The sequence below is a fragment of the Yersinia proxima genome, from assembly GCF_902170785.1.
GTDB classification, from domain to species: domain Bacteria; phylum Pseudomonadota; class Gammaproteobacteria; order Enterobacterales; family Enterobacteriaceae; genus Yersinia; species Yersinia proxima.
In genome coordinates, this window is the sequence record NZ_CABHYG010000014.1 from 248,898 (window position 1) to 270,003 (window position 21,106).

A 21,106-nucleotide genomic window follows, 5' to 3' on the forward strand; every position below is an offset into this window, starting at 1 on the left:
AATATTTGTTTATAATCCCTGCTATGTTTCACCTCACTGTTGTATCGCGCAAACAGAGCAAAGGATGAATAAATGAATAAGATTCGGCTAACTACTGCACAGGCATTAGTCCGGTTTTTGGACAATCAATACTTGCAAGTCGATGGTCAGGAAATCAAATTTATCAAAGGGATTTTTGCTATTTTTGGCCATGGTAATGTGCTGGGTGTCGGGCAGGCACTGGAACAAGACTGTGGTGAACTTGTAGTTCACCAAGGGCGAAATGAGCAAGGAATGGCTCATGCAGCGATCGGTTTCGCCAAACAAAAGTTGCGTCAGCAAATCTATGCTTGTACTTCATCTGTTGGGCCGGGCAGTGCCAATATGGTGACCGCCGCCGCAACTGCAACAGCTAACCGTATTCCCTTACTCTTGCTCCCTGGTGACGTATTTTCCTCACGCCAACCCGATCCCGTGCTCCAGCAAATTGAACAATCTCATGACCTGAGTATCAGTACCAATGATGTATTTAAGCCTGTCAGTAAATACTGGGATCGCATTACGCGGCCAGAACAGCTGATGAGCGCGTGTATTAATGCCATGCGGGTACTGACTGACCCGGCTGAGACCGGTGCTGTAACGCTGTGTTTGCCGCAAGATGTACAGGCTGAAGCCTATGATTATCCTGATTACTTCTTCCAAAAACGTGTTCATCGCCTTGACCGGCGGCCTGCCAGCGCAGCAATGCTGGCTGATGCTATCGCTTTATTGACCTCAAAACGTAAACCGATTTTGGTCTGTGGCGGCGGCGTAAAATACTCACAGGCCGGTCAGGCATTGCAACGATTTGCTGAATGTTTCGGTTTACCATGGGTCGAGACACAGGCGGGCAAAGGCACAATTAGCTCCGAACATGAGCTCAATCTCGGCGGTATTGGTGAAACAGGTTGCCTGGCGGCGAACACCTTGGCGAAGCAGGCTGATTTGGTGATTGGTGTTGGCACCCGCTATACCGACTTTACGACATCATCGAAATGGTTATTTCAGAACCCGGATGTTTCATTCCTCAATATTAATGTCAGTGCTTTTGATGCTGGTAAATTGGATGGTTTGCAATTGCTGGCGGATGCGCGTGAGGCATTGTCTGCATTGCATCAACAACTTGGCAATAGTGGTTATCAGGCGGGTTGGGGCGGGGAAATTGCCCGAATGCGTGCTGAACAATTAGCCGAGACAAAACGGGTCTATCAGGTGGAATACCATGCCGAGGATTTCACCCCTGAAATTAATGACCATTTAGACCGTGAGCAGGTCTTTGGTGAGTTTATTAATAAAACCGGTTCTTTCCTGACACAAAGCCAGGTGCTGGGTGTTCTGAATAATCAATTACCTCAAGATGCTGTCATTGTTGCGGCTGCTGGCAGCTTACCCGGTGATTTACAGCGGGTATGGCGCACAAAAGGCAATAATGGCTATCACGTCGAATATGGTTACTCGTGCATGGGCTATGAAGTTAGTGCTGCATTGGGTGTGAAGCTGGCTGAACCTAACCGCGAAGTTTACTCATTGGTGGGTGATGGTGCCTTCATGATGCTGCATTCTGAGTTGGTTACTTCCATTCAAGAACGCTGCAAAATCAATGTCATATTGTTTGATAACATGACAAATGGCTGTATCAATAACCTCCAGATGGAACATGGCATGGACAGCTATGCCACTGAATTCCGTTTCCGTAATCAAGATACTGGTCAATTAGACGGCGATTTTGTTCCGGTAGATTTCGCCATGTTGGCTGCTGCTTATGGCTGTAAGACATATCGCGTTGCTACAGAACAGCAACTGTTTGATGCATTAGCCGATGCCCGCTTGCAGACAGTCTCAACCTTAATAGACATAAAAGTTCTGCCAAAAACCATGGTTCATAAATACCTGAGCTGGTGGCGGGTCGGGGTTGCCCAAGTTTCTGACAGTGAAAAAACGGACGCAGTCGTACGGGAGCTGGAAAAGAATATCGCCAAAGCCCGTGATTATTAATGCTAATTAAATGATCTGGATGTGAAGTCATAAAATGAGCAGGGATCACCTGCAAACCAAACTTCATGAGGGAAATAATATGTCATTAAATATTGGTGTGATCGGAACCGGTGCTATTGGCCAGGATCATATTCGCCGTTGTAGCAAGGTGTTGCAGGGTAGTCGTATTGTCGCTGTGACCGATATTAATCGCGAAAGTGCCACTAAAGTTATTCGTGACTTGGGTATCGAAGCGAATGTTTATGCAGATGGTTATGAAGTTATTAATGCCAAAGAAGTCGAGGCGGTGCTGGTCACGTCGTGGGGGCCAAGCCACGAAGAGTTTGTATTGGCAGCAGTTGCTGCGGGCAAATATGTATTCTGCGAAAAACCGTTAGCTGTGACCGCTGAAGGATGTAAACGCATTGTAGAGGCAGAAGCCGCGCAAGGTAAGCGTTTGGTTCAAGTTGGGTTTATGCGGCCTTACGACCAAGGTTATCGTGCACTGAAAGATGTGATTACTAGCGGAAGAATTGGTGAGCCATTAATGCTGCATTGTGCTCACCGTAATCCAAGAGTTGGCGATAACTACACTACAAGCATGGCTATCACTGACACTTTAATTCATGAAATTGATGTGCTGCGCTGGCTGTTAGATGATGATTATGTCTCGGTTCAGGTTGTTTTCCCGCGTAAAGCTAAACATGCTAAAACCCACCTAAGAGACCCGCAAGTCGTATTATTTGAAACGGCAAAAGGTACGCGTATTGACGTCGAAATCTTTGTGAACTGTCAATATGGCTATGATATTCAATGCGAAGTGGTGGGTGATAGCGGTATTGCAAAATTACCAGAGCCATCTTCTGTATTGCTGCGTAGTGAAGCGCGGCTATCAAATGAAATTCTCACTGACTGGAAAGATCGTTTTATCGATGCCTACGATGTTGAGTTGCAAGCCTTTATCAACGATGTGTTAGCTGAAAAGCTCACCGGGCCTTCTGCCTGGGACGGCTTTGCGGCGGCGGTCACCGCTGATGCCTGTATTGCCGCGCAGGAAAGTGGCCAGATTGTCCCGATAAGTTTGCCGCCACGGCCCGCTTTTTATAACAAATAATATCAATATCTATTGTCTGTGTGTCAGCCGATAAGCTGTTGCATAGCGCTATTTTTTACATCATAGGATGGGCAATTAATCATTTTTTAATTGTATTCATCTATATCAATTAGATGTATTGCAGAGGTTTATTATGAATAAAGATCGTGTGAAGTTGGCAATCGCTCCTATTGGTTGGACGAACGACGATATGCCAGATTTAGGCAAAGAAAATACCTTCCAGCAATGTATCAGTGAAATGGCACTGGCCGGGTTTATCGGTAGTGAAGTTGGCAGTAAATATCCACGAGATCCTAACGTATTGAAACCTATGCTTGAACTACGCGGTATGCAGATTTGCAATGCCTGGTTCAGCACTTTCTTTGCTGATGGTCAACGCGCTAAAACTATTGATGAATTTACTAATCACATGAATTTCCTCCATGCGATGGGGGCTAAAGTTATAGGCTGTTCTGAACAAAGTAAAAGTATTCAGGGAACCACAAAAGCTATCTTTGAAGAGAAACCTTACTTTACTGACACTGAATGGCAACGTGTTGCAGAGGGTTATAACGAGTTAGCCAAGATCGCGGCAACGAAAGGGATGCAGGTATGCTTACACCATCATATGGGGACTGGCATCCAAACCACGGAAGAAATTGATCGTTATATGAGTATGGTTAACGACGATGTTTATCTGCTATTTGATACTGGGCATGCCTATTATTCCGAAGGTAGTCAGGAAGCGATGTTAGCTATTTTAGAAAAATACTTACCGCGTATTAATCATGTCCATCTAAAGGATGTTCGTGATGAGGTGGTCGCGGAAGTTAAAGCGAAAAAACTCAGTTTCCTTGATGGTGTGAAAAAAGGCACATTCACTGTTCCCGGTGATGGTGTTATTGATTTCCGTCCAGTGTTTAAATTGTTAGATGAAAAAGGCTATCAAGGATGGATGGTAGTAGAGGCAGAACAAGACCCTGCTATTGCGAACCCATTTGAGTATGCAGTGAAAGCACGGCGTTATATTAAAGAAACCGCGGGTATTTAGTTATTTTCATCGCCAGCCTGCATTGATCCCATCAGGGAATAAGCTATATCTCTTATCCCCTGATGGTTAGTTTGGTAAATTTATTCGTCCCATATGGTGAGCATCAACAAATTGACCGTCACGGAAAGCATAACGCAGGCTAGTCCCTTCAATTTCAAAGCCAAATTTACGATAGAGGGCGATTGCTGCCAGGTTATCGACAAAAACAGTTAGTTCAATACGTTGTATATTCAGCCAGTTATCACATAAGTCAATCATGGCTGCCATCAATGCACTGCCGACACCCTTCCTGCAAGAGTTAACATCAACAGCAATACCAAAAGTTGCCACATGACGGCGACGTGCACGCTGATTTGCTTCAACAGTCAGTTGACCAACAATCTCTTCATCGATACATGCCACTAAATTATGCATTCCGGCTGGTATTTCTTTGATCTTTTTAGCCCACATCTCAAGTGAAGGTAGGGGGAGTTGTAACGTGTCTCGGTAAACCTGTGGATGTGAAAATAGTTGCTGCAAGGCGGGATAATCGCTGAATTCCACATGGCGTATCTGCACATTTTCCATAAACATACCCTTACTCTTACTGTTTGAATTACCTAATAAAATATCGTTTTATTCACCAGAGTCAATAATATTGCGAGTGGCTAAAAAAAACACTTTACAAGTGAGAGTGATAATGATTATCATTGTCGTGCTTTCAGATGAGGCCATCAAAGTTTAGGTGTTCACATTACGAAGGCACGACATTGCTCACATTGCTTCCAGTGTTTACTTAGCCAGCCGGGTGCTGGCTTTTTTTTTTGCCTGTTTTCCTGCTAATCACTTCAAATTCAAATCATTTGTCCCTTAACTTATTAATCAGTCGAATTTTTTGAACAGAGGAGTGAGTTTTTTGCGCTTTCATATTCTCCCGCGACATCTAGACTAAAGAAAACGTTGAGGAGAACTGAACATGATTTATTTACGCAAAGCGGAAGAACGTGGCCACGCTAATCACGGTTGGCTGGACAGTTGGCACACCTTCTCATTCGCCGATTATTACGATCCAGAATTTATGGGTTTTTCAGCACTACGTGTGATTAACGAAGATGTTATAGATGCAGGTCAGGGGTTTGGTACTCATCCGCATAAGGATATGGAAATCCTGACTTATGTGTTGTCCGGTACGGTTGAGCACCAGGATAGCATGGGCAACAAAGAACAAATCCATGCGGGTGAATTTCAGATAATGAGTGCTGGCACGGGGATTCGCCATTCAGAATATAATGGCCGCGATGATCAACCGCTACATTTGTATCAGATTTGGATTATCCCGAATAAGACCGGTTTGGAACCTCGTTACGAGCAGCAAATGTTCGATATTCCACAAGGGCGGCAGTTGGTGTTATCACCTGATGCCCGTGATGGTTCGCTAAAAGTGTTCCAGGACATGACGCTGTGGCGCTGGGCATTGAAACGCGAAGAGCAGTCAATTTATCAGATTCAGGCAGAGCGCCGTATCTGGATACAGGTTGTGCGAGGCAATGTGTCTATCAATGGCCACCGTGCGGGCACCAGCGATGCATTGGCTATCTGGGATGAAGCCGCTCTTTCTATTCATGCCGATGAAGACAGTGAAATCTTGCTGTTTGATTTACCGCCAGTTTAAGTTTGATCATCCTGAGTAAAAAAGGGTATGTGCATCGCGCCATACCCTTTTCTTTGCTAGAATAGCACCCCGTTTACTCTGCCTCAGTTCATTGATAATGAAGAAAAAAAGGCCAGTGCTACAAGACGTTGCCGATATGGTTGGGGTCACTAAAATGACGGTCAGCCGTTATTTGCGCAATCCAGAGCAAGTTTCTGCCGTATTGCGGGAAAAAATTGCACTGGCGCTAGACGAACTTGGCTACATTCCCAATCGTGCTCCCGATATCCTTTCCAACGCAACCAGCCACGCTATTGGCGTATTACTGCCATCATTAACTAACCAGGTTTTTGCCGAGGTGCTAAGAGGTATTGAAAGTGTGACGGATGCGCATGGCTATCAAACCATGTTGGCACATTACGGCTATCAGAAAGAACGGGAAGAGCAGCGGTTGACCTCGCTACTTTCTTACAATATTGATGGGCTAATCCTTTCCGAGCGCCATCATACGGCGCGTACTTTGAAAATGATTGAGGTTGCGGGCATTCCTGTTATTGAACTGATGGATTGTTCATCACCTTGCATTGATTTAGCCGTGGGTTTTAATAACTTTGAAGCCGCAAGGCAGATGACTCAGCAGATTATCGCCAAAGGCCACCGTTACGTGGTGTATTTTGGTGCGCGTCAGGATGAGCGAACGGTGATTAAGCAGCAAGGTTATGAGCAGGCGATGCGTGAGTCCGGCCTGACGCCGATGAGTGTGATGACTAGCCGTTCCTCATCATATTCAGCTGGGGCGGAGCTATTGCGCGAAGCTCAGGTGAGTTATCCGCAGATCGACAGTATTTTTTGCACCAATGACGACCTGGCCATCGGCGCGGTATTTGAATGTCAGCGCCAGGGGCTTTCTATTCCGCATGATATGGCGATAGCCGGTTTCCACGGGCATGATATTGGTCAGTCGATGGTTCCGAAACTCGCCAGTGTACTGACCCCACGCGAAAGAATGGGGCAAATTGGTGCCGAGCGCTTACTGGCCCGGCTACGCGGAGAAGTGGTTACACCCAAGATGGTTGATGTGGGCTTCACCATCCTCCCCGGCGGCAGTATCTAAATAGCGGTAGTTATATACTAATGCTATATAACTAATGCTATATCACCATTGCTAATAACAGACAGCCGACCAATCCGCAGACGGATATAATGGTTTCCAGCACTGACCATGACTTGAAGGTCTCGACGATAGTCAGGTTAAAATATTCTTTAAATAGCCAGAAACCCGGGTCGTTGACGTGAGAGAAAATCACGCTACCTGAACCCACTGCAATCACCATCAATTCAGGGCTGGCACCGGTGGTGGCTATGAGAGGGGCCACAATCCCGCCTGCGGTAATGGCTGCCACTGTCGCAGAGCCAAGTGCAATACGTAGCACGGCTGCAATCGACCATGCCATTAGAATCGGTGATAGCCCGCTGCTATTCATCATGCTGGCAATGTAATGGTCAACGCCGCTGTCGACTAAAACCTGTTTGAAAGCCCCACCACCACCGATAACCAATAGCATCATTGCAATGATTTTGATGGAGTCGGTCACGGTATCCATCACGGACTCCATGGAGCGACCACGGTTTAAACCAAAGGTGAAAATTGCGATTAACACGGCGATCAATGTGGCGATAACCGGGTCGCCCAAGAACTCGGCATAGGAAAGAACAGGGTGGCCTTTGGGCAAAATCATCTCTGCCACCGCCCGCATTGCCATTAAAATAACCGGCACCAGCGCAGTGCCGACACTGACGCCAAAACCAGGCATCTCTTCATCGGTAAACGTTTTTGGGTTATACAGCCCTTCTGGCACCGGTTTATCAATACCTTTCAGGAAATGAGCGAATACCGGGCCAGCCAGAATAACGGTAGGAATGGCCAGTAACGTCCCATATAACAGGGTCTTACCCATATCGGCGTGGAAAATGGTAGCAATAGCGGTTGGACCGGGGTGAGGAGGTAAGAAGCCGTGAGTCACTGATAGCGCTGCGGCCATCGGGACACCCACATATAACAATGGAATGCGGGCTGAAGCGGCGATACTGAATACCAGCGGCAGCAACAACACAAAGCCGACTTCATAGAATAGGGCAAAACCGACAGTAAAACCGGTGAGAACAACCGCCCACTGAATGTGTTTTTTACCAAATTTATCAATCAGGGTAGTAGCGATTCGTTGAGCGCCGCCGCAGTCCGCTAGCAACTTACCGAGCATGGCACCGAAGCCCATAATCAGTGCCAGACTGCCCAGTGTTCCACCGACCCCTGCTTTGATTGAGCCGACAACCTTATCGACCGGCATCCCTTGCATGACACCCACCGCCAGCGCGACCAGTATCAGCGAGATAAATCCGTTGAGTTTGAAACGGATCATCAGTAACAGCAGCATGGCAACGCCAACCGCGACAATGACTAATGGCATAGTATTTCTCCATTTATTTAGAGTATATGTATCGCTTTTTATTATGGTTACAGTCAGTTGGAGCCAGTGTGATTGTGCGATTGAGTCCAATGACGATGTTCTATCAGGTGTGATAAAAGTCACATCTCCATTTGTTACCGGTATCATGATACCGGTAACATGATAAAATACGAAACCATAGCGAGCGGTAAAATTCCTATTCTGAGATAGAGATCAACATTATGGCAGGACGTAGCATTATCGTGATGGGTGTATCGGGTAGCGGTAAAACTACCGTGGGAGAAGCGGTGGCCCGCCGGATTCACGCCAAATTTATTGACGGTGATGACCTGCATCCCCGTGCCAATATTCAGAAAATGGGCAGTGGGCATCCTCTTAATGATGAGGATCGTATGCCGTGGTTGGAGCGCCTGAGCGATGCGGCTTATAGCCTGCACCATAAGAATGAAACCGGTATTATTGTCTGTTCGGCACTGAAACGGCGTTATCGCGATCGGCTGCGGGAAGGTAATCCGGAAATGGTATTTTTATACCTGAAGGGCAGTTTTGATGTGATTATGGAACGGCTAAAAGCCCGCTCCGGCCATTTTATGCCCACTGATTTATTAAAAAGTCAGTTTGAAGCATTGGAAGAACCGGGGTCAGAAGAACCGGATGTTATCTGTGTGGATATTGATGCAGATATTGATGAAGTTGTGCAGCGCTGTGTGTTGGCACTGGAAAAACAGAACTAATCATCGCGTGACGGAAACTGTTAGCAAAGTCGAATGAAGGGAAATCGCCCCAGGGTGCGGTAAACCCTTCACTCACCGAGCTATCAATAACTTTGCCGTCAACGGGTGCGTAAATTCACTTTGTCAGATACGCGCGCACGCCATCCAAAAACATCTGCGTTGATAACATCACCAAAATTAATCCCATCAGGCGCTCCAATGCGCTAACACCTTTACTGCCCAACAAGCGCAGAAACAGATTCGACATTAACAAAATGGCCGCCGATAAGCCCCAGGCAATCATCAATGCCAGCACCAAATGGCTAAGCTGATTAGGATATTGATGGGATAGCAGCATCAGGGTCGCCAGAATAGACGGGCCTGCTACTAATGGAATGGCGAGCGGAACCAGGAAGGGCTCCTCCCCGGCCGATAGCCCGGTAACACTGCTCTCGGGAGAGGGGAAAATCATCTTAATAGCGATTAAAAACAAAATAATCCCGCCGGATATTGATACTGTTTCCGTACGCAAATTCAAGAACGCCAAAATCTTCTCGCCGGCGAACAGGAAAATCAGCATCAATATGAGTGCGATCAGCAATTCACGGATCAATACCACTCGCCGCCGCTTAGGTTCCAGATGTTTAAGCACCGACATAAAAATCGGCAAATTACCCAGCGGATCCATAATCAAAAACAGCAACACCGTTGCCGCAATCATCTCTGTCATTATTACCTCAAAAAAATCAAAACGACTGGCGTTTCCCGCCAGTCAAAGTCACATATTAGGAAAATTGCTTTGAATCATTCTGGTATCGAATAATTTAACTTGCCACTTTGTCCATATTTTGTAAGGTGGTATCAGGTCTGTCCTCGTCAGTTTGCCGTATGCATCAGCAGCGATGCGAGACAGACATCCATTAATCGGTGTCACCTTCCAAGGCAGGGCAGTAAACATGAAAAACGTTGGTTTTATCGGCTGGCGCGGTATGGTCGGCTCAGTACTCATGCAACGCATGATTGAAGAACGCGACTTTGACGGGATCCGCCCGGTCTTTTTTTCTACCTCTCAACACGGCCAAGCCGCTCCATCTTTCACGGGTCAGCAAGGTACGTTGCAAGACGCTTATGATATTGATGCGCTGAGTGCATTGGATATTATCATTACTTGTCAGGGGGGAGATTATACCAACGAAATTTATCCAAAGCTGCGGGAAACTGGCTGGCAAGGTTATTGGATTGATGCTGCTTCATCTCTACGTATGCGCGATGATGCGATTATCATTCTGGACCCGGTGAACCACGGTGTCATTCAACAAGGGCTGGATAAGGGCATCAAGACCTTTGCCGGTGGCAACTGTACCGTCAGCCTGATGCTGATGTCATTGGGTGGTTTGTTTGCTAATGATTTAGTTGAGTGGGCATCTGTGGCGACTTATCAGGCCGCCTCTGGTGGTGGCGCACGTCACATGCGCGAATTGCTGACTCAAATGGGTATGTTGCACGCTGATGTGGCAAAAGAGCTGCAAGATCCTGCCTCAGCTATTTTGGATATCGAACGTAAAGTGACGGCGGCCACTCGCAGTGGCAAATTGCCGACCGACAACTTTGGCGTGCCATTGGCAGGCAGTTTAATTCCGTGGATCGACAAAGCACTGGATAACGGCCAGAGCCGTGAAGAGTGGAAAGGCCAGGCTGAAACCAACAAGATTTTGAATACCGGCAGTGTTATCCCGGTTGATGGTCTGTGTGTTCGTGTCGGCGCACTGCGTTGCCACAGCCAGGCTTTTACACTGAAGCTGAAAAAAGATGTGCCACTGCCAGAAATCGAGCAATTACTGGCAACTCACAATGACTGGGTTCGTGTTATCCCGAATGATCGCGAGTTGAGTATGCGCGAACTGACTCCTGCAGCGGTGACCGGTACGTTGAATACTCCGGTGGGGCGTCTGCGTAAACTGAATATGGGGCCGGAATATCTTTCCGCCTTCACTGTCGGTGACCAATTACTGTGGGGCGCTGCTGAACCACTGCGCCGTATGCTGCGAATTTTGCTGTAATTTAATATCTAATCGTGATGACAGGCCCTGATCTTATAGTCAGGGCTTTTTTATTGCTGCACTTTTGTTGGGTAACGCATTAATAAAGACGGCCACAATTACAACAACTGGCTGATGTTAAGTTCTTCCATCAAGCGGTAATTATCTGAATAATCCACCGGAATGGCGATGACAGCCGGGCCTTGAGTATCCATAGCCTGATGTAATTTAACCGTTAGTTCATCAGCAGATTCAACAGCAAAGCCTTTTGCACCAAAGGATTCCGCGTACATTTTAAAATCTATCGGGCCAAAACTGACCCCAGATGAGCGGTGGTATTTCTTCTGCTCCTGAATTTCCACCATGTTGTAGCCGTTATCCACCCAGATGATATGCAGCAGGTTACTTTTAAGCCGCACCGCAGTTTCCAACTCCATGCTGGATTGCATAAAACCCCCATCTCCAGAGACCGAAACCACTTTTTGCTGCGGATTTACCAGTGCAGCCGCAATGGCCCACGGCAGGGCGACGCCCATAGTCTGCTGGCCATTTGACATTAAAATTTGCCGGGCACGGAAGCTGTAGAGATAGCGGGCAATCCAAATATGAAAACTCCCCATATCGACACAAAGTGTCACATCACTGTTGACTATATCCTGCATTGCCCGCACCAGCCGCAGGGGATGGATGGCGAAACCACTCATTTTATCTGCACGATTGGCCAGGTCGCGCCGTTGACGACAGCGCTCCTCCAGTATTGCCTGTGTTTGAGAGGTTAAGACTATCGGGCCATGTATCTGCTGATTGAGCATCTCCAATGTGGCGGCGATATCACCCAATAACTCTTTTTCCGGCTGATAAGCTGCATCTATTTCGGCGGGTAAAATATCGATATGTATCAGTGTTGCCTGGCCGTTGTTCCATAGTGTGGGGTCATACTCCACTGGGCTATAACCAATAGTGATAATTAAATCAGCTTGCTGCAGTAGCTTATCGCCCGCCTGATTATTAAATAATCCTACCCGACCCGCAAAATGATCAAAATGTGTCTGGTCAACGACACCGGCGGCCTGATAGGTGCTAGTGACCGGTATTTTGCTGTGATGAAGTAAGCGCCGAATCGCTTGCGCATTGGCCGGTTGGCTGGCCATTAATCCCAGTAGCAAGATGGGATTTTTCGCCTGATTAACTAATTTAGCGACAGCAATAATTTCATTAAGTGGTGCGCTACCGCTTTGTGGACAAACCTGATGAATTAGTGCCTGTCCGGTGATGGGTTTATTGAGAATATCTTGTGGCAAACTGACAAAGGCGGCGCCCTGCCTGCCAAACTCAGCGCTTCTGAAAGCATTCCCCAGCACTTCGCCAAGTGCCGCAGAAGCCGTCACTTCTGCGCTAAATTTGGTTACCGGGCGGAAGATGCTCACGGTATCCATACTTTGATGGGTTATTTTCAGGCTATCGGAGCGTTTAACCGCACCACCCAAGGCTACCACCGGATCCCCTTCGGAGGTGGCTGTAGCAAGGCCGGTAACCAGATTGGCACAGCCCGGTCCGGAGGTAACCAGCGCGACACCGGCTTTACCGGTCAATCGGCCAACTGCAGCGGCCATAAAAGCGGCATTCGCTTCGTGGCGCACCACGATGGTGTTGATGCTGGAATCTTCCAGTGAATCAAATACCCGGTCAATTTTAGCACCTGGAATACCAAATACCTGTTTCACACCTTGTTGCTCTAAATGATTAACCACCAGATCGGCACCGCTTTTCCAGGCCAGAATGTTAGGTTCGTTTATCATGATATGTTGTCCTTTTATATCCGTCATACTTCAAGCTGCATGTGCGTTGGCTACGCTCACTTACCCGAATCACTTACTTATGTAAGCTCATCGGGATTCATTCGTTTGCCGCCTTCCTGCAACTCGAACTATTTAGGATGTATGTCTTCGCTCTGTGCGGCGGATTAACTCTCTACGGCGCAAATCGCGCTGTTGAGATTCTGTGGGGAAAGGTTTGCAGTAAGAAAATCGGGCTCCTGCGGTAGGTCGATAACCAATTTGGCGACAGTACCAAAGGTCAGAATGCCGTTTTCCAGTTGGTAATCCAGCACATGACCACCGCCGCTGCGGTCATCGGTAATAAAATGTTCGTGATAACCGGCAACATTAATACCTTGGGTATAGTTTGGGCTGCGAAAGCCAATGATCACGCCACTTTGATGCTCAAACTCAAAAGTGGGTTGCTCGGCGATAGCTTCGAGCATGGGTTTATAGGGGCGTTGTTGGCGCGGCACGGTGCGGGTTTCAACATGGCTGAATTTGCCATCAATACGCAGTGTGCAAAACAGATTGTCTGTTGCGGCAACGTCGTTAATGACTTTGTGGAGCTGCTCTCGGCTCATTTTATGTTCGAATTGGCGTTTTTCAGTCGGTTGAAAAAAGGTCATTACGGCAAAGGGGGTTTTCTGCTGTGGTTGGGCGGATCTGGCGCTGCCATCGGAGCGTAATTGATAAACTTTACTGTTTAATGCGACGAGTTCGCCATCAAGATTGTTAAATGTTCCTAATCCAAAGTCGCCGTGTTTCAATAACTCAGCCATCGTGACCTGGCCTTCGTAAACCCCGCCAATCAATGCGCTCATTAGCGATGTTTGATAAATGATGCACTCAGGATGCTGGCTCTGATAGGCAATAGCGCTTTCTACTACCTCTTGAGCACATGAGCAATGTGATACCATTGGTTCAGCCATATTCTTCTTTCCCTCTACATAATATAAATTATATTTATGTATAAGGTTGACGCCGAAAGAGCATAAGTACCAATATAGGAACCTCACTTTTTCGATATCAAAAATATATGGAATTACGTTATCTACGCTATTTTGTTGCGGTGGCTTCAGCCCGGCACTTCACCCGAGCAGCCGAAGCACTGGGTATTTCACAGCCTCCATTGAGCCAACAGATTCAAAAATTGGAGCAGGAAATAGGCACACCGCTACTACGCCGGTTGACGCGAGGAGTCGAATTGACCAATGCGGGGAAAGTGTTCTATGAGGATGCCTGTCATATATTGACGTTGACGGATGAAGCGATAAAACGGGCTAAAAGTATTGCACGGGGGGAAACGGGCAAACTGCGGGTAGGTTTTGCCAGCTCGACAGCGTTTCAGCCTATAGTCTTACAACTGCTCCATGCTTATCGGGATAAATATCCGGAAGTGATCTTGTCGCCCAGCGAAGAGACTATGCCGGTGTTAATGAATGATTTGCATAACGAACATATTGATGTGGCTTTTATCCGCCAGCCTTGCGATGCCAGTAATGAATTCACCTGTAAGGTGCTGGTGGAGGAAGATATGTTGTTGGTGTTACCACATAATCACCCACTGCACCGCGTGCCAAAAATCAATCTGCAAACGCTACAGCATGAAAAACTGATTATTTTCCCACGGGAGGTCGGCCCCGGATTATATGATGCCATCATCACCGCTTGCTATCGCGCAGGGTTTCAGCCCGAGTTAGGGCAGCAATCGCCACAGATGGTTTCGGCGATTGGCATGGTTTCTGCCGGTTTTGGTTTTACCCTGGTGCCCCGTTCACTCATAACTATTCAGGCAAATAATGTCACTTATCATGAGATTGATGACAGCCTATTAAAAACTAAGATTACTTTGGCATGGCGACGTCATGAGCGCTCAGCCGCGGTACTGAATATGGTGAATATCATTACTCGCAAAAAGCTATCCGCGGGTTAGCTCTCACTTGCGGTGATAAACGGCAGTTTAATGATGATACGGGTGAACTCCTCAGCTTTATTTATTACGGTTACACCGTATTCACTGCCATAACGTACTTTAATCCGCCGATCCACAAGGTTCATACCCAGCCCATCACCATTTGGCTGCGGTTGATACAATCCGGCATTATCCTCGACTTCCAGCACCAGAACATGGTCATCCAACTTGCCGTGCAAGGTGATACGACCATTGCTGAACATCTGCGAAATACCGTGTTTGATGGCATTTTCTACCACCGGTTGTAGAGAAAATGCCGGTAAACGCGCCTCCATCAACTCATCTGGTAATGAAATTTCAACACTCAGGCGATCTGCAAACCGTGCTTTTTCTATTTCCAGATAAGCATTCACATGTTCAATTTCATCACTCAATGTGACCACATCATGACTGCGTTTGAGGTTTTTGCGGAAGAATGTCGACAGAGACAGTACCAGTTTACGGGCATGGTCTGGATTGCGCCGGATCACCACCGACAGAGTATTGAGCGCATTAAACAGGAAATGCGGGTTGACCTGCGCGTGAAGCAGTTTGATTTCGGATTGTGCCAACATCTGCTTTTGCTGCTCAAACTCACCGGCCAGAATTTGGGCCGATAGCAGGTGAGCAATGCCTTCACCTAATGTGCGGTTAATACTGGAAAATAGCTTACTTTTTGGCTCATACAGTTTGATGCTGCCAATCACCCGATGCTCTTCACCACGCAACGGGATAACCAAGGTAGAACCTAGCTTACAGGTCGGTGAAATTGAACAGGTATAGGGTACGGCGTTGCCGTCGGCGTAGACCACCTGATTCAGCTCAATCGCCCGGTGGGTATGGTCGGAAGTAATGGCTCCTCCCACTTTATGGTGGTCTGAGCCGGTACCAATAAACGCCAGCAGTTTCTCACGGTCAGTGATTGCCACCGCGCCCACACCCAGTTCTTCATACAAAATACGCGCTACTCGCATACTGTTTTGCTGATCAAAACCGTGGCGTAATAACCCTTCCGCTCGCGCGGCAATTTGTAACGCTTTGGCTGAAAATGCGGTGGTGTATTTTTCGAAAATAGCTCGCCTGTCCAATAAGATACGCATAAACATCGCGGCACCTATGGTGTTAGTTATCATCATGGGCAAGGCAATATTCTCAACCAATTCGACCGCTTCATGGAAGGGGCGCGCCACTGCCAGAATAATCAACATTTGCAGGACTTCGGCCACCAAGGTAATAGCGGCGACAACCAAGGGCTGGAATAACAGGTCAAGGCGATTTTTGCGGATCAGATAGCTATGGAGTAGCCCGCCTAATAACCCTTCGGTGATGGTAGATAACATACAGGCGGTGGCGGTCATTCCTCCCATGGAGTAGCGATGTAAGCCGCCGGTTAGCCCCACCAGAAAACCGACTGATGGCCCCCCCAGCACGCCACCCAATACTGCACCGATAGCACGGGTATTGGCGATGGAGTCATCAATATGCAAACCGAAATAGGTTCCCATGATGCAAAACATGGAAAACGTGAGGTAGCACACCAGTTTATGGGGCAACCTAATGGTAACCTGCATTAAGGGGATAAATAGCGGTGTTTTACTCAACAGATAGGCGATAACCAGATAGACACACATCTGTTGTAAAAGGGAAAAAATCAGTTCGACCTGGCTAACGCCCATGTTAGATGACCACTGTTATTACTAAGATTATTTATTGCAGCCGCTATTGTAGCCAGATTTCTCGACCGAGAAGTTAGCCCACCCCTTGTTTTAACAAAAAAGCCCTATGGGGCTAAAAATCGTGTCAGCTTGTTATTTTGCTCATTTCGTCTGGTGAGTATCACCGTTTCTTTGTGCGACTCATAACGGTATTTCCATCATCTATGTGTTTCTTGCACAGCTTAATCTTCTTTTTTTTCACTTATCTGCGTGAGAAAAAATTTCATTAATCATAAGCCAATTTTTTTAGCTCTCATTGACTATGCTTATAGTTTGGGTGAGAAAAATCCTATCACTAAGTGCGCAATCATAAAGGCAGGTTAAGGCATTAAGTCTGTTTATTGACCTTGATCATGCCTAATACATTAAATGGATTGCATGATTAACGTGCAGATTTTTGACTGTATTTTTCAAATTTCTTTATAAAATCATGCTATTAATCAAAGGAAGAAGATATGCCAGTACTTCCCGACCGTAAGGTGATTAATCAAATTATTTCCGGCCATTATGCCGATCCTTTTTCCGTTTTGGGTATGCACCAAACTGAGCGGGGGTTACAGGTATGTGCGTTGTTGCCGGATGCCAAAGAGGTGTGGTTGGTTGACACAGAAAGCGGGCGTAATATTGTTCAATTAAAGAGTGAAGATCCGCGTGGTTTCTTCATCGCCAAAATTCCTCGCCGTAAAAAACCTTTCCGTTATCAGTTAGCCGTCACATGGCAAGAAAATACACAAATCATCGAAGATCCCTACCGTTTCGGCACATTATTACAGGATATCGATACCTGGTTACTGGCTGAAGGGACTCATTTACGTCCTTATGAACGCTTAGGGGCACATTTGATGAGTCTGGATGGTGTGCCGGGGGTCAGCTTTGCGGTTTGGGCGCCGAATGCTCAACGTGTTTCTGTGGTGGGTGAATTTAACTTTTGGGATGGTCGCCGTCATCCTATGCGGTTACGGCAAGAAAATGGTATTTGGGAGCTATTCCTGCCCGGTGTGCAAGAGGGGCAGTTGTATAAGTTTGAGATAATAGATTGCCATGGTCAGGTGCGGTTAAAAGCTGACCCCTACGCCTTTAAAGCCCAGATGCGGCCAGAAACAGCCTCATTGATCAGTCCGTTGCCGGATGTGGTCGAAAATACTCCAGCCCGACAAAAAGCCAATGACTTGCGTTCACCCGTTTCTATTTATGAAGTCCATCTTGGTTCGTGGCGACGCCATACCGACAATAACTTTTGGCTCAGTTATGGCGAATTAGCTGATCAACTGGTCGAATATGTCAAATACATGGGATTCACCCATGTGGAATTACTGCCGATTAATGAGCATCCGTTTGATGGTAGTTGGGGTTATCAGCCACTGGGGTTATATGCCCCGACTCGCCGATTTGGTACACCACAAGATTTCAAAGATTTTGTCGCCAAATTCCATGAGGCAGGAATTAACGTCATTCTTGACTGGGTTCCGGGTCATTTCCCCAGTGATGAGCATGGTTTATCGACGTTCGATGGAACCGCATTATATGAATATGCCGATCCGCGCGAAGGCTACCATCAGGACTGGAATACCCTGATTTATAACTATGGTCGCAATGAAGTTCGTAACTATTTGGCGGGAAATGCATTCTACTGGATGGAGCGTTTTGGCATTGATGCATTACGTATTGATGCTGTTGCTTCAATGATTTACCGCGATTATAGCCGTGCCGAAGGGCAATGGGTGCCCAATTATTACGGTGGGCGTGAAAATCTGGAGGCGATTGCCTTCTTGCGTTACACCAACCACACCATCGGTGTTGAGCGCTCCGGCGGTGTCACTATGGCTGAGGAGTCTACAGACTTCCCCGGGGTGACATTACCTCCTGACGCAGGTGGATTGGGCTTTAACTACAAGTGGAATATGGGCTGGATGCATGACACGCTCAATTACATGCAATGTGACCCTGTTCACCGCAAATATCATCACAATCTAATGACTTTCGGTATGTTATACGCCTATACCGAGAACTTTATTTTACCGATCTCTCACGATGAAGTGGTTCATGGCAAACGTTCAATCCTTGATCGTATGCCAGGTGATGCATGGCAGAAATTCGCTAACTTGCGGGCTTATTATGGGTTCATGTGGGCGCATCCGGGCAAAAAATTGCTGTTTATGGGATGTGAATTCGCCCAAGGGCGTGAGTGGAATTTCGATACCAGTTTGGACTGGCATTTGCTGGATGACGAAAACGGTTGGCATAAGGGAGTGCAGCGCTGGGTTCGCGATCTTAACCATTGTTATCAACAGAATGCGCCACTCTATGAGTTGGATTACCAACCGGATGGCTTTGAGTGGCTGGTGGTGGATGATCATGAAAACTCGGTATTTGCGTTCCTGCGCCGTGATGCTGATGGTAACGAATTGATTGTCATTAGTAATTTTACGCCAGTACCACGTTACAACTACCGCGTAGGTGTCCCGCAGAGTGGGCATTATCGTGAAGTGTTGAACTCTGATTCAGCGTTCTATCGCGGCAGCAATATGGGTAATCAGGGCGGTATTCATAGCCACCAGGTTAGCAGCCATAATCACAATCACTCTTTGCTACTCACTCTGCCACCACTGTCGACCATTTATCTGGCGCGGGAGGGGTAGGATGACGACTCTGACGAGTGGCTCCCCGACGCCAATGGGCGCTCATTTTGATGGTGCTGGGATCAATTTTACTCTGTTTTCGGCCCATGCAGAACAGGTTGAATTGTGCCTGTTTGATGATAATAACCAGGAGCTGCGGATACCGTTACCGGCCCGCAGTGGAGATATTTGGCATGGTTATCTTCCCGGAGGAAAGCCGGGGCAGCGTTATGGTTACCGTGTCAGTGGGCCATTTCACCCGCAACAAGGCCACCGTTTTAATCCCCACAAGTTATTAATAGACCCTTGTGCTCGTGCACTGGATAGCAAGGTGGGTAATGACCCCAGCTTACAGGGGGGGGTGAGTCAGCCCGACTCTCGCGACAGTTCGGCCGCCGTGCCTAAGTGTATTGTGGTTCATGAAGAATATGATTGGCAGGGGGATCGCCGACCAACCATTCCTTGGGGCAATACCGTCATTTATGAAGCCCATGTCCGCGGCTTAACTCAATTGCACCCGGATATTCCGGCAGATCTGCGTGGTACTTACGCGGGTTTGGCTCATCCCGCCATAATTCAATATCTGCAAAAGCTGGGTATAACGACACTGGAGTTGTTGCCGGTGCAATTCCATGTTGATGAGCCACGGTTGCAGAAGATGGGGCTGAGTAATTATTGGGGTTATAACGTACTCGCGCCCTATGCAGTTGACTCGGATTATGCTTCTGGCCGTGAAGGCGTTTCCCCGCTGCAAGAGCTACGTGATGCAGTTAAAGCATTGCACAAAGCCGGTATTGAAGTGATTTTGGATGTGGTATTCAACCATAGTGCAGAGCTGGATGTGTTTGGCCCCACTCTGTGTCAGCGTGGGATCGACAATGCCAGCTACTACTGGCTCACCCCTGAGGGTGAATACGACAATATGACCGGTTGTGGCAATACATTAAACCTTAGCCAACCTTATGTGATGCAGTGGGTGCTTGACTGCCTGCGTTACTGGGTTGATAGCTGCCACATTGATGGTTTTCGCTTTGATTTGGGGACGGTTTTGGGGCGCTTACCGGCTTTCGAGCAACATGCCCCTTTGTTTGCCGCACTGGCGGCTGATAAACAGCTCTGTAGTTGCAAGATGATTGCAGAGCCTTGGGATATCGGCTTGGGGGGCTATCAATTGGGTAACTTCCCGGCCGGTTTTAGCGAATGGAATGACCAATATCGCGATGCCATGCGCCGCTTCTGGTTACGCGGCGATTTACCTTTGGGGCAATTCGCCCAGCATTTCGCGGCATCCAGCAATTTATTCAAACATCGGGAGCGTTTGCCTTCCGCCAGCATTAATCAAATCACCGCCCATGATGGCTTTACCTTGCAAGATTTGTTGTGTTTTAACCAAAAACACAACCAAATCAACGGAGAAGAAAATCGTGATGGCAGTGATAACAATCTAAGCAATAATTTTGGTAGTGAAGGTTTGGTGGCGGATGACGCTATCTGGCAACGGCGCAAAGCGTGCCAGCGCGCATTGCTGACCACCTTGTTACTTTCACAGGGAACACCGATGTTGCTGGCTGGCGATGAGCACGGCCATAGTCAGCAAGGCAACAACAATGCGTATTGTCAAAACAACATTATCACCTGGCTAGACTGGGGGAGCGCAGATCGAGAATTAACGGCATTTACTGCCGAACTTATTCGGTTACGCCAGCAGATTCCGGCTCTGATTCAAGATTCATGGTGGGAAGACGGCGATGGCAATGTGCAATGGCTGGATAGTCAGGGGCAAGCGCTGAGTGATGAGGCTTGGGAGCAGGGTTGCCAGAAACAACTACAAATACGGTTATCTCAGCGCTGGCTGGTGGTGATTAATGCCACTGATCAAGCGTGTGAAATGCATTTACCTGTGGGGGAATGGGTGGTGATTCCTCCTTTTGAGCCGTCAGAGCATACGGAACCATTAACCGTATGGAATGGGTCTGCACATACCGTTTGCGTGCTCACACAGAAATTCTAAGGAGT

16 protein-coding genes are annotated in these 21,106 nt (G+C 47.4%); 10 read left to right on the forward strand and 6 right to left on the reverse strand.

All coding sequences use genetic code 11. From position 1 onward, the window contains the following. The first annotated feature begins 72 nt into the window (after positions 1–72). The 3 genes from iolD (at position 73) to iolE (ending at position 4,136) form a co-directional block, all read left to right on the forward strand. Positions 73–2,013: a 3D-(3,5/4)-trihydroxycyclohexane-1,2-dione acylhydrolase (decyclizing) gene (iolD, locus tag FTB31_RS12810; protein ID WP_227731438.1), complete on the forward strand. Its 1,941-nt coding sequence runs from the start codon at positions 73–75 to the stop codon at positions 2,011–2,013. Positions 2,014–2,092: 79 nt separating this feature from the next. Then, entirely contained in the window at positions 2,093–3,106 is a 1,014-nt protein-coding gene (locus FTB31_RS12815) for a Gfo/Idh/MocA family protein (protein WP_050076704.1), read from the forward strand. Positions 3,107–3,239: 133 nt separating this feature from the next. Beyond that, positions 3,240–4,136 (forward strand): myo-inosose-2 dehydratase, encoded by an 897-nt coding sequence (gene iolE / locus FTB31_RS12820; protein WP_005174802.1) that lies wholly within the window; start codon positions 3,240–3,242, stop codon positions 4,134–4,136. A 66-nt stretch (positions 4,137–4,202) separates the two neighbouring features. On the opposite strand, the gene FTB31_RS12825 is transcribed toward iolE, so the two are convergent. After that, positions 4,203–4,703: a GNAT family N-acetyltransferase gene (locus FTB31_RS12825; RefSeq protein WP_050076705.1), complete on the reverse strand. Its 501-nt coding sequence runs from the start codon at positions 4,701–4,703 to the stop codon at positions 4,203–4,205. Between the two features lie 388 nt (positions 4,704–5,091). Between FTB31_RS12825 and FTB31_RS12830 the strand changes: the two genes are divergently transcribed. Next, complete coding sequence (locus FTB31_RS12830; RefSeq protein ID WP_004709427.1) at positions 5,092–5,787, forward strand: pirin family protein; 696 nt, start codon at positions 5,092–5,094, stop codon at positions 5,785–5,787. 97 nt (positions 5,788–5,884) lie between these two features. Then, the gene (gene gntR / locus FTB31_RS12835; protein WP_050076706.1) at positions 5,885–6,880 is read left to right on the forward strand and encodes a gluconate operon transcriptional repressor GntR; all 996 of its coding nucleotides are present in this window, start codon (positions 5,885–5,887) and stop codon (positions 6,878–6,880) included. A 37-nt stretch (positions 6,881–6,917) separates the two neighbouring features. Here the strand turns inward: gntR and gntT are convergent, their stop codons facing one another. Next, entirely contained in the window at positions 6,918–8,234 is a 1,317-nt protein-coding gene (gene gntT / locus FTB31_RS12840) for a gluconate transporter (protein ID WP_077294938.1), read from the reverse strand. 221 nt (positions 8,235–8,455) lie between these two features. Between gntT and FTB31_RS12845 the strand changes: the two genes are divergently transcribed. Continuing rightward, on the forward strand, positions 8,456–8,968 hold the full coding sequence (locus FTB31_RS12845) for a gluconokinase (RefSeq protein WP_077294936.1): 513 nt from the start codon (positions 8,456–8,458) through the stop codon (positions 8,966–8,968). 115 nt (positions 8,969–9,083) lie between these two features. Here FTB31_RS12845 and FTB31_RS12850 read toward each other — a convergent pair whose 3' ends face one another. Beyond that, positions 9,084–9,677: a YhgN family NAAT transporter gene (locus tag FTB31_RS12850; RefSeq protein WP_005174792.1), complete on the reverse strand. Its 594-nt coding sequence runs from the start codon at positions 9,675–9,677 to the stop codon at positions 9,084–9,086. Positions 9,678–9,903: 226 nt separating this feature from the next. Between FTB31_RS12850 and asd the strand changes: the two genes are divergently transcribed. Beyond that, positions 9,904–11,007, forward strand: a complete 1,104-nt coding sequence (gene asd / locus FTB31_RS12855; RefSeq protein WP_005174790.1) for an aspartate-semialdehyde dehydrogenase — start codon at positions 9,904–9,906, stop codon at positions 11,005–11,007. Between the two features lie 98 nt (positions 11,008–11,105). On the opposite strand, the gene alsS is transcribed toward asd, so the two are convergent. Further along, complete coding sequence (gene alsS, locus FTB31_RS12860) at positions 11,106–12,785, reverse strand: acetolactate synthase AlsS (RefSeq protein WP_050076709.1); 1,680 nt, start codon at positions 12,783–12,785, stop codon at positions 11,106–11,108. A gap of 164 nt (positions 12,786–12,949) precedes the next feature. Continuing rightward, a complete protein-coding gene (gene budA, locus FTB31_RS12865; protein ID WP_050076711.1) occupies positions 12,950–13,735 on the reverse strand; it encodes an acetolactate decarboxylase in 786 nt (261 codons plus the stop codon). A 107-nt stretch (positions 13,736–13,842) separates the two neighbouring features. Between budA and FTB31_RS12870 the strand changes: the two genes are divergently transcribed. Continuing rightward, positions 13,843–14,739, forward strand: coding sequence for a LysR family transcriptional regulator (locus FTB31_RS12870; protein WP_050076713.1), 897 nt, complete (start codon positions 13,843–13,845; stop codon positions 14,737–14,739). Here the strand turns inward: FTB31_RS12870 and FTB31_RS12875 are convergent. Next, on the reverse strand, positions 14,736–16,433 hold the full coding sequence (locus tag FTB31_RS12875) for a sensor histidine kinase (RefSeq protein ID WP_050076715.1): 1,698 nt from the start codon (positions 16,431–16,433) through the stop codon (positions 14,736–14,738). The two genes, FTB31_RS12870 and FTB31_RS12875, sit on opposite strands and share 4 nt — an antisense overlap. 494 nt (positions 16,434–16,927) lie before the next feature. Between FTB31_RS12875 and glgB the strand changes: the two genes are divergently transcribed. Together glgB and glgX are read left to right on the forward strand one after the other, a co-directional pair. Beyond that, on the forward strand, positions 16,928–19,111 hold the full coding sequence (gene glgB / locus FTB31_RS12880; RefSeq protein ID WP_077175004.1) for a 1,4-alpha-glucan branching protein GlgB: 2,184 nt from the start codon (positions 16,928–16,930) through the stop codon (positions 19,109–19,111). A 1-nt stretch (position 19,112) separates the two neighbouring features. Next, positions 19,113–21,101: a glycogen debranching protein GlgX gene (gene glgX, locus FTB31_RS12885; protein ID WP_050076717.1), complete on the forward strand. Its 1,989-nt coding sequence runs from the start codon at positions 19,113–19,115 to the stop codon at positions 21,099–21,101. Positions 21,102–21,106 lie beyond the last annotated feature (5 nt).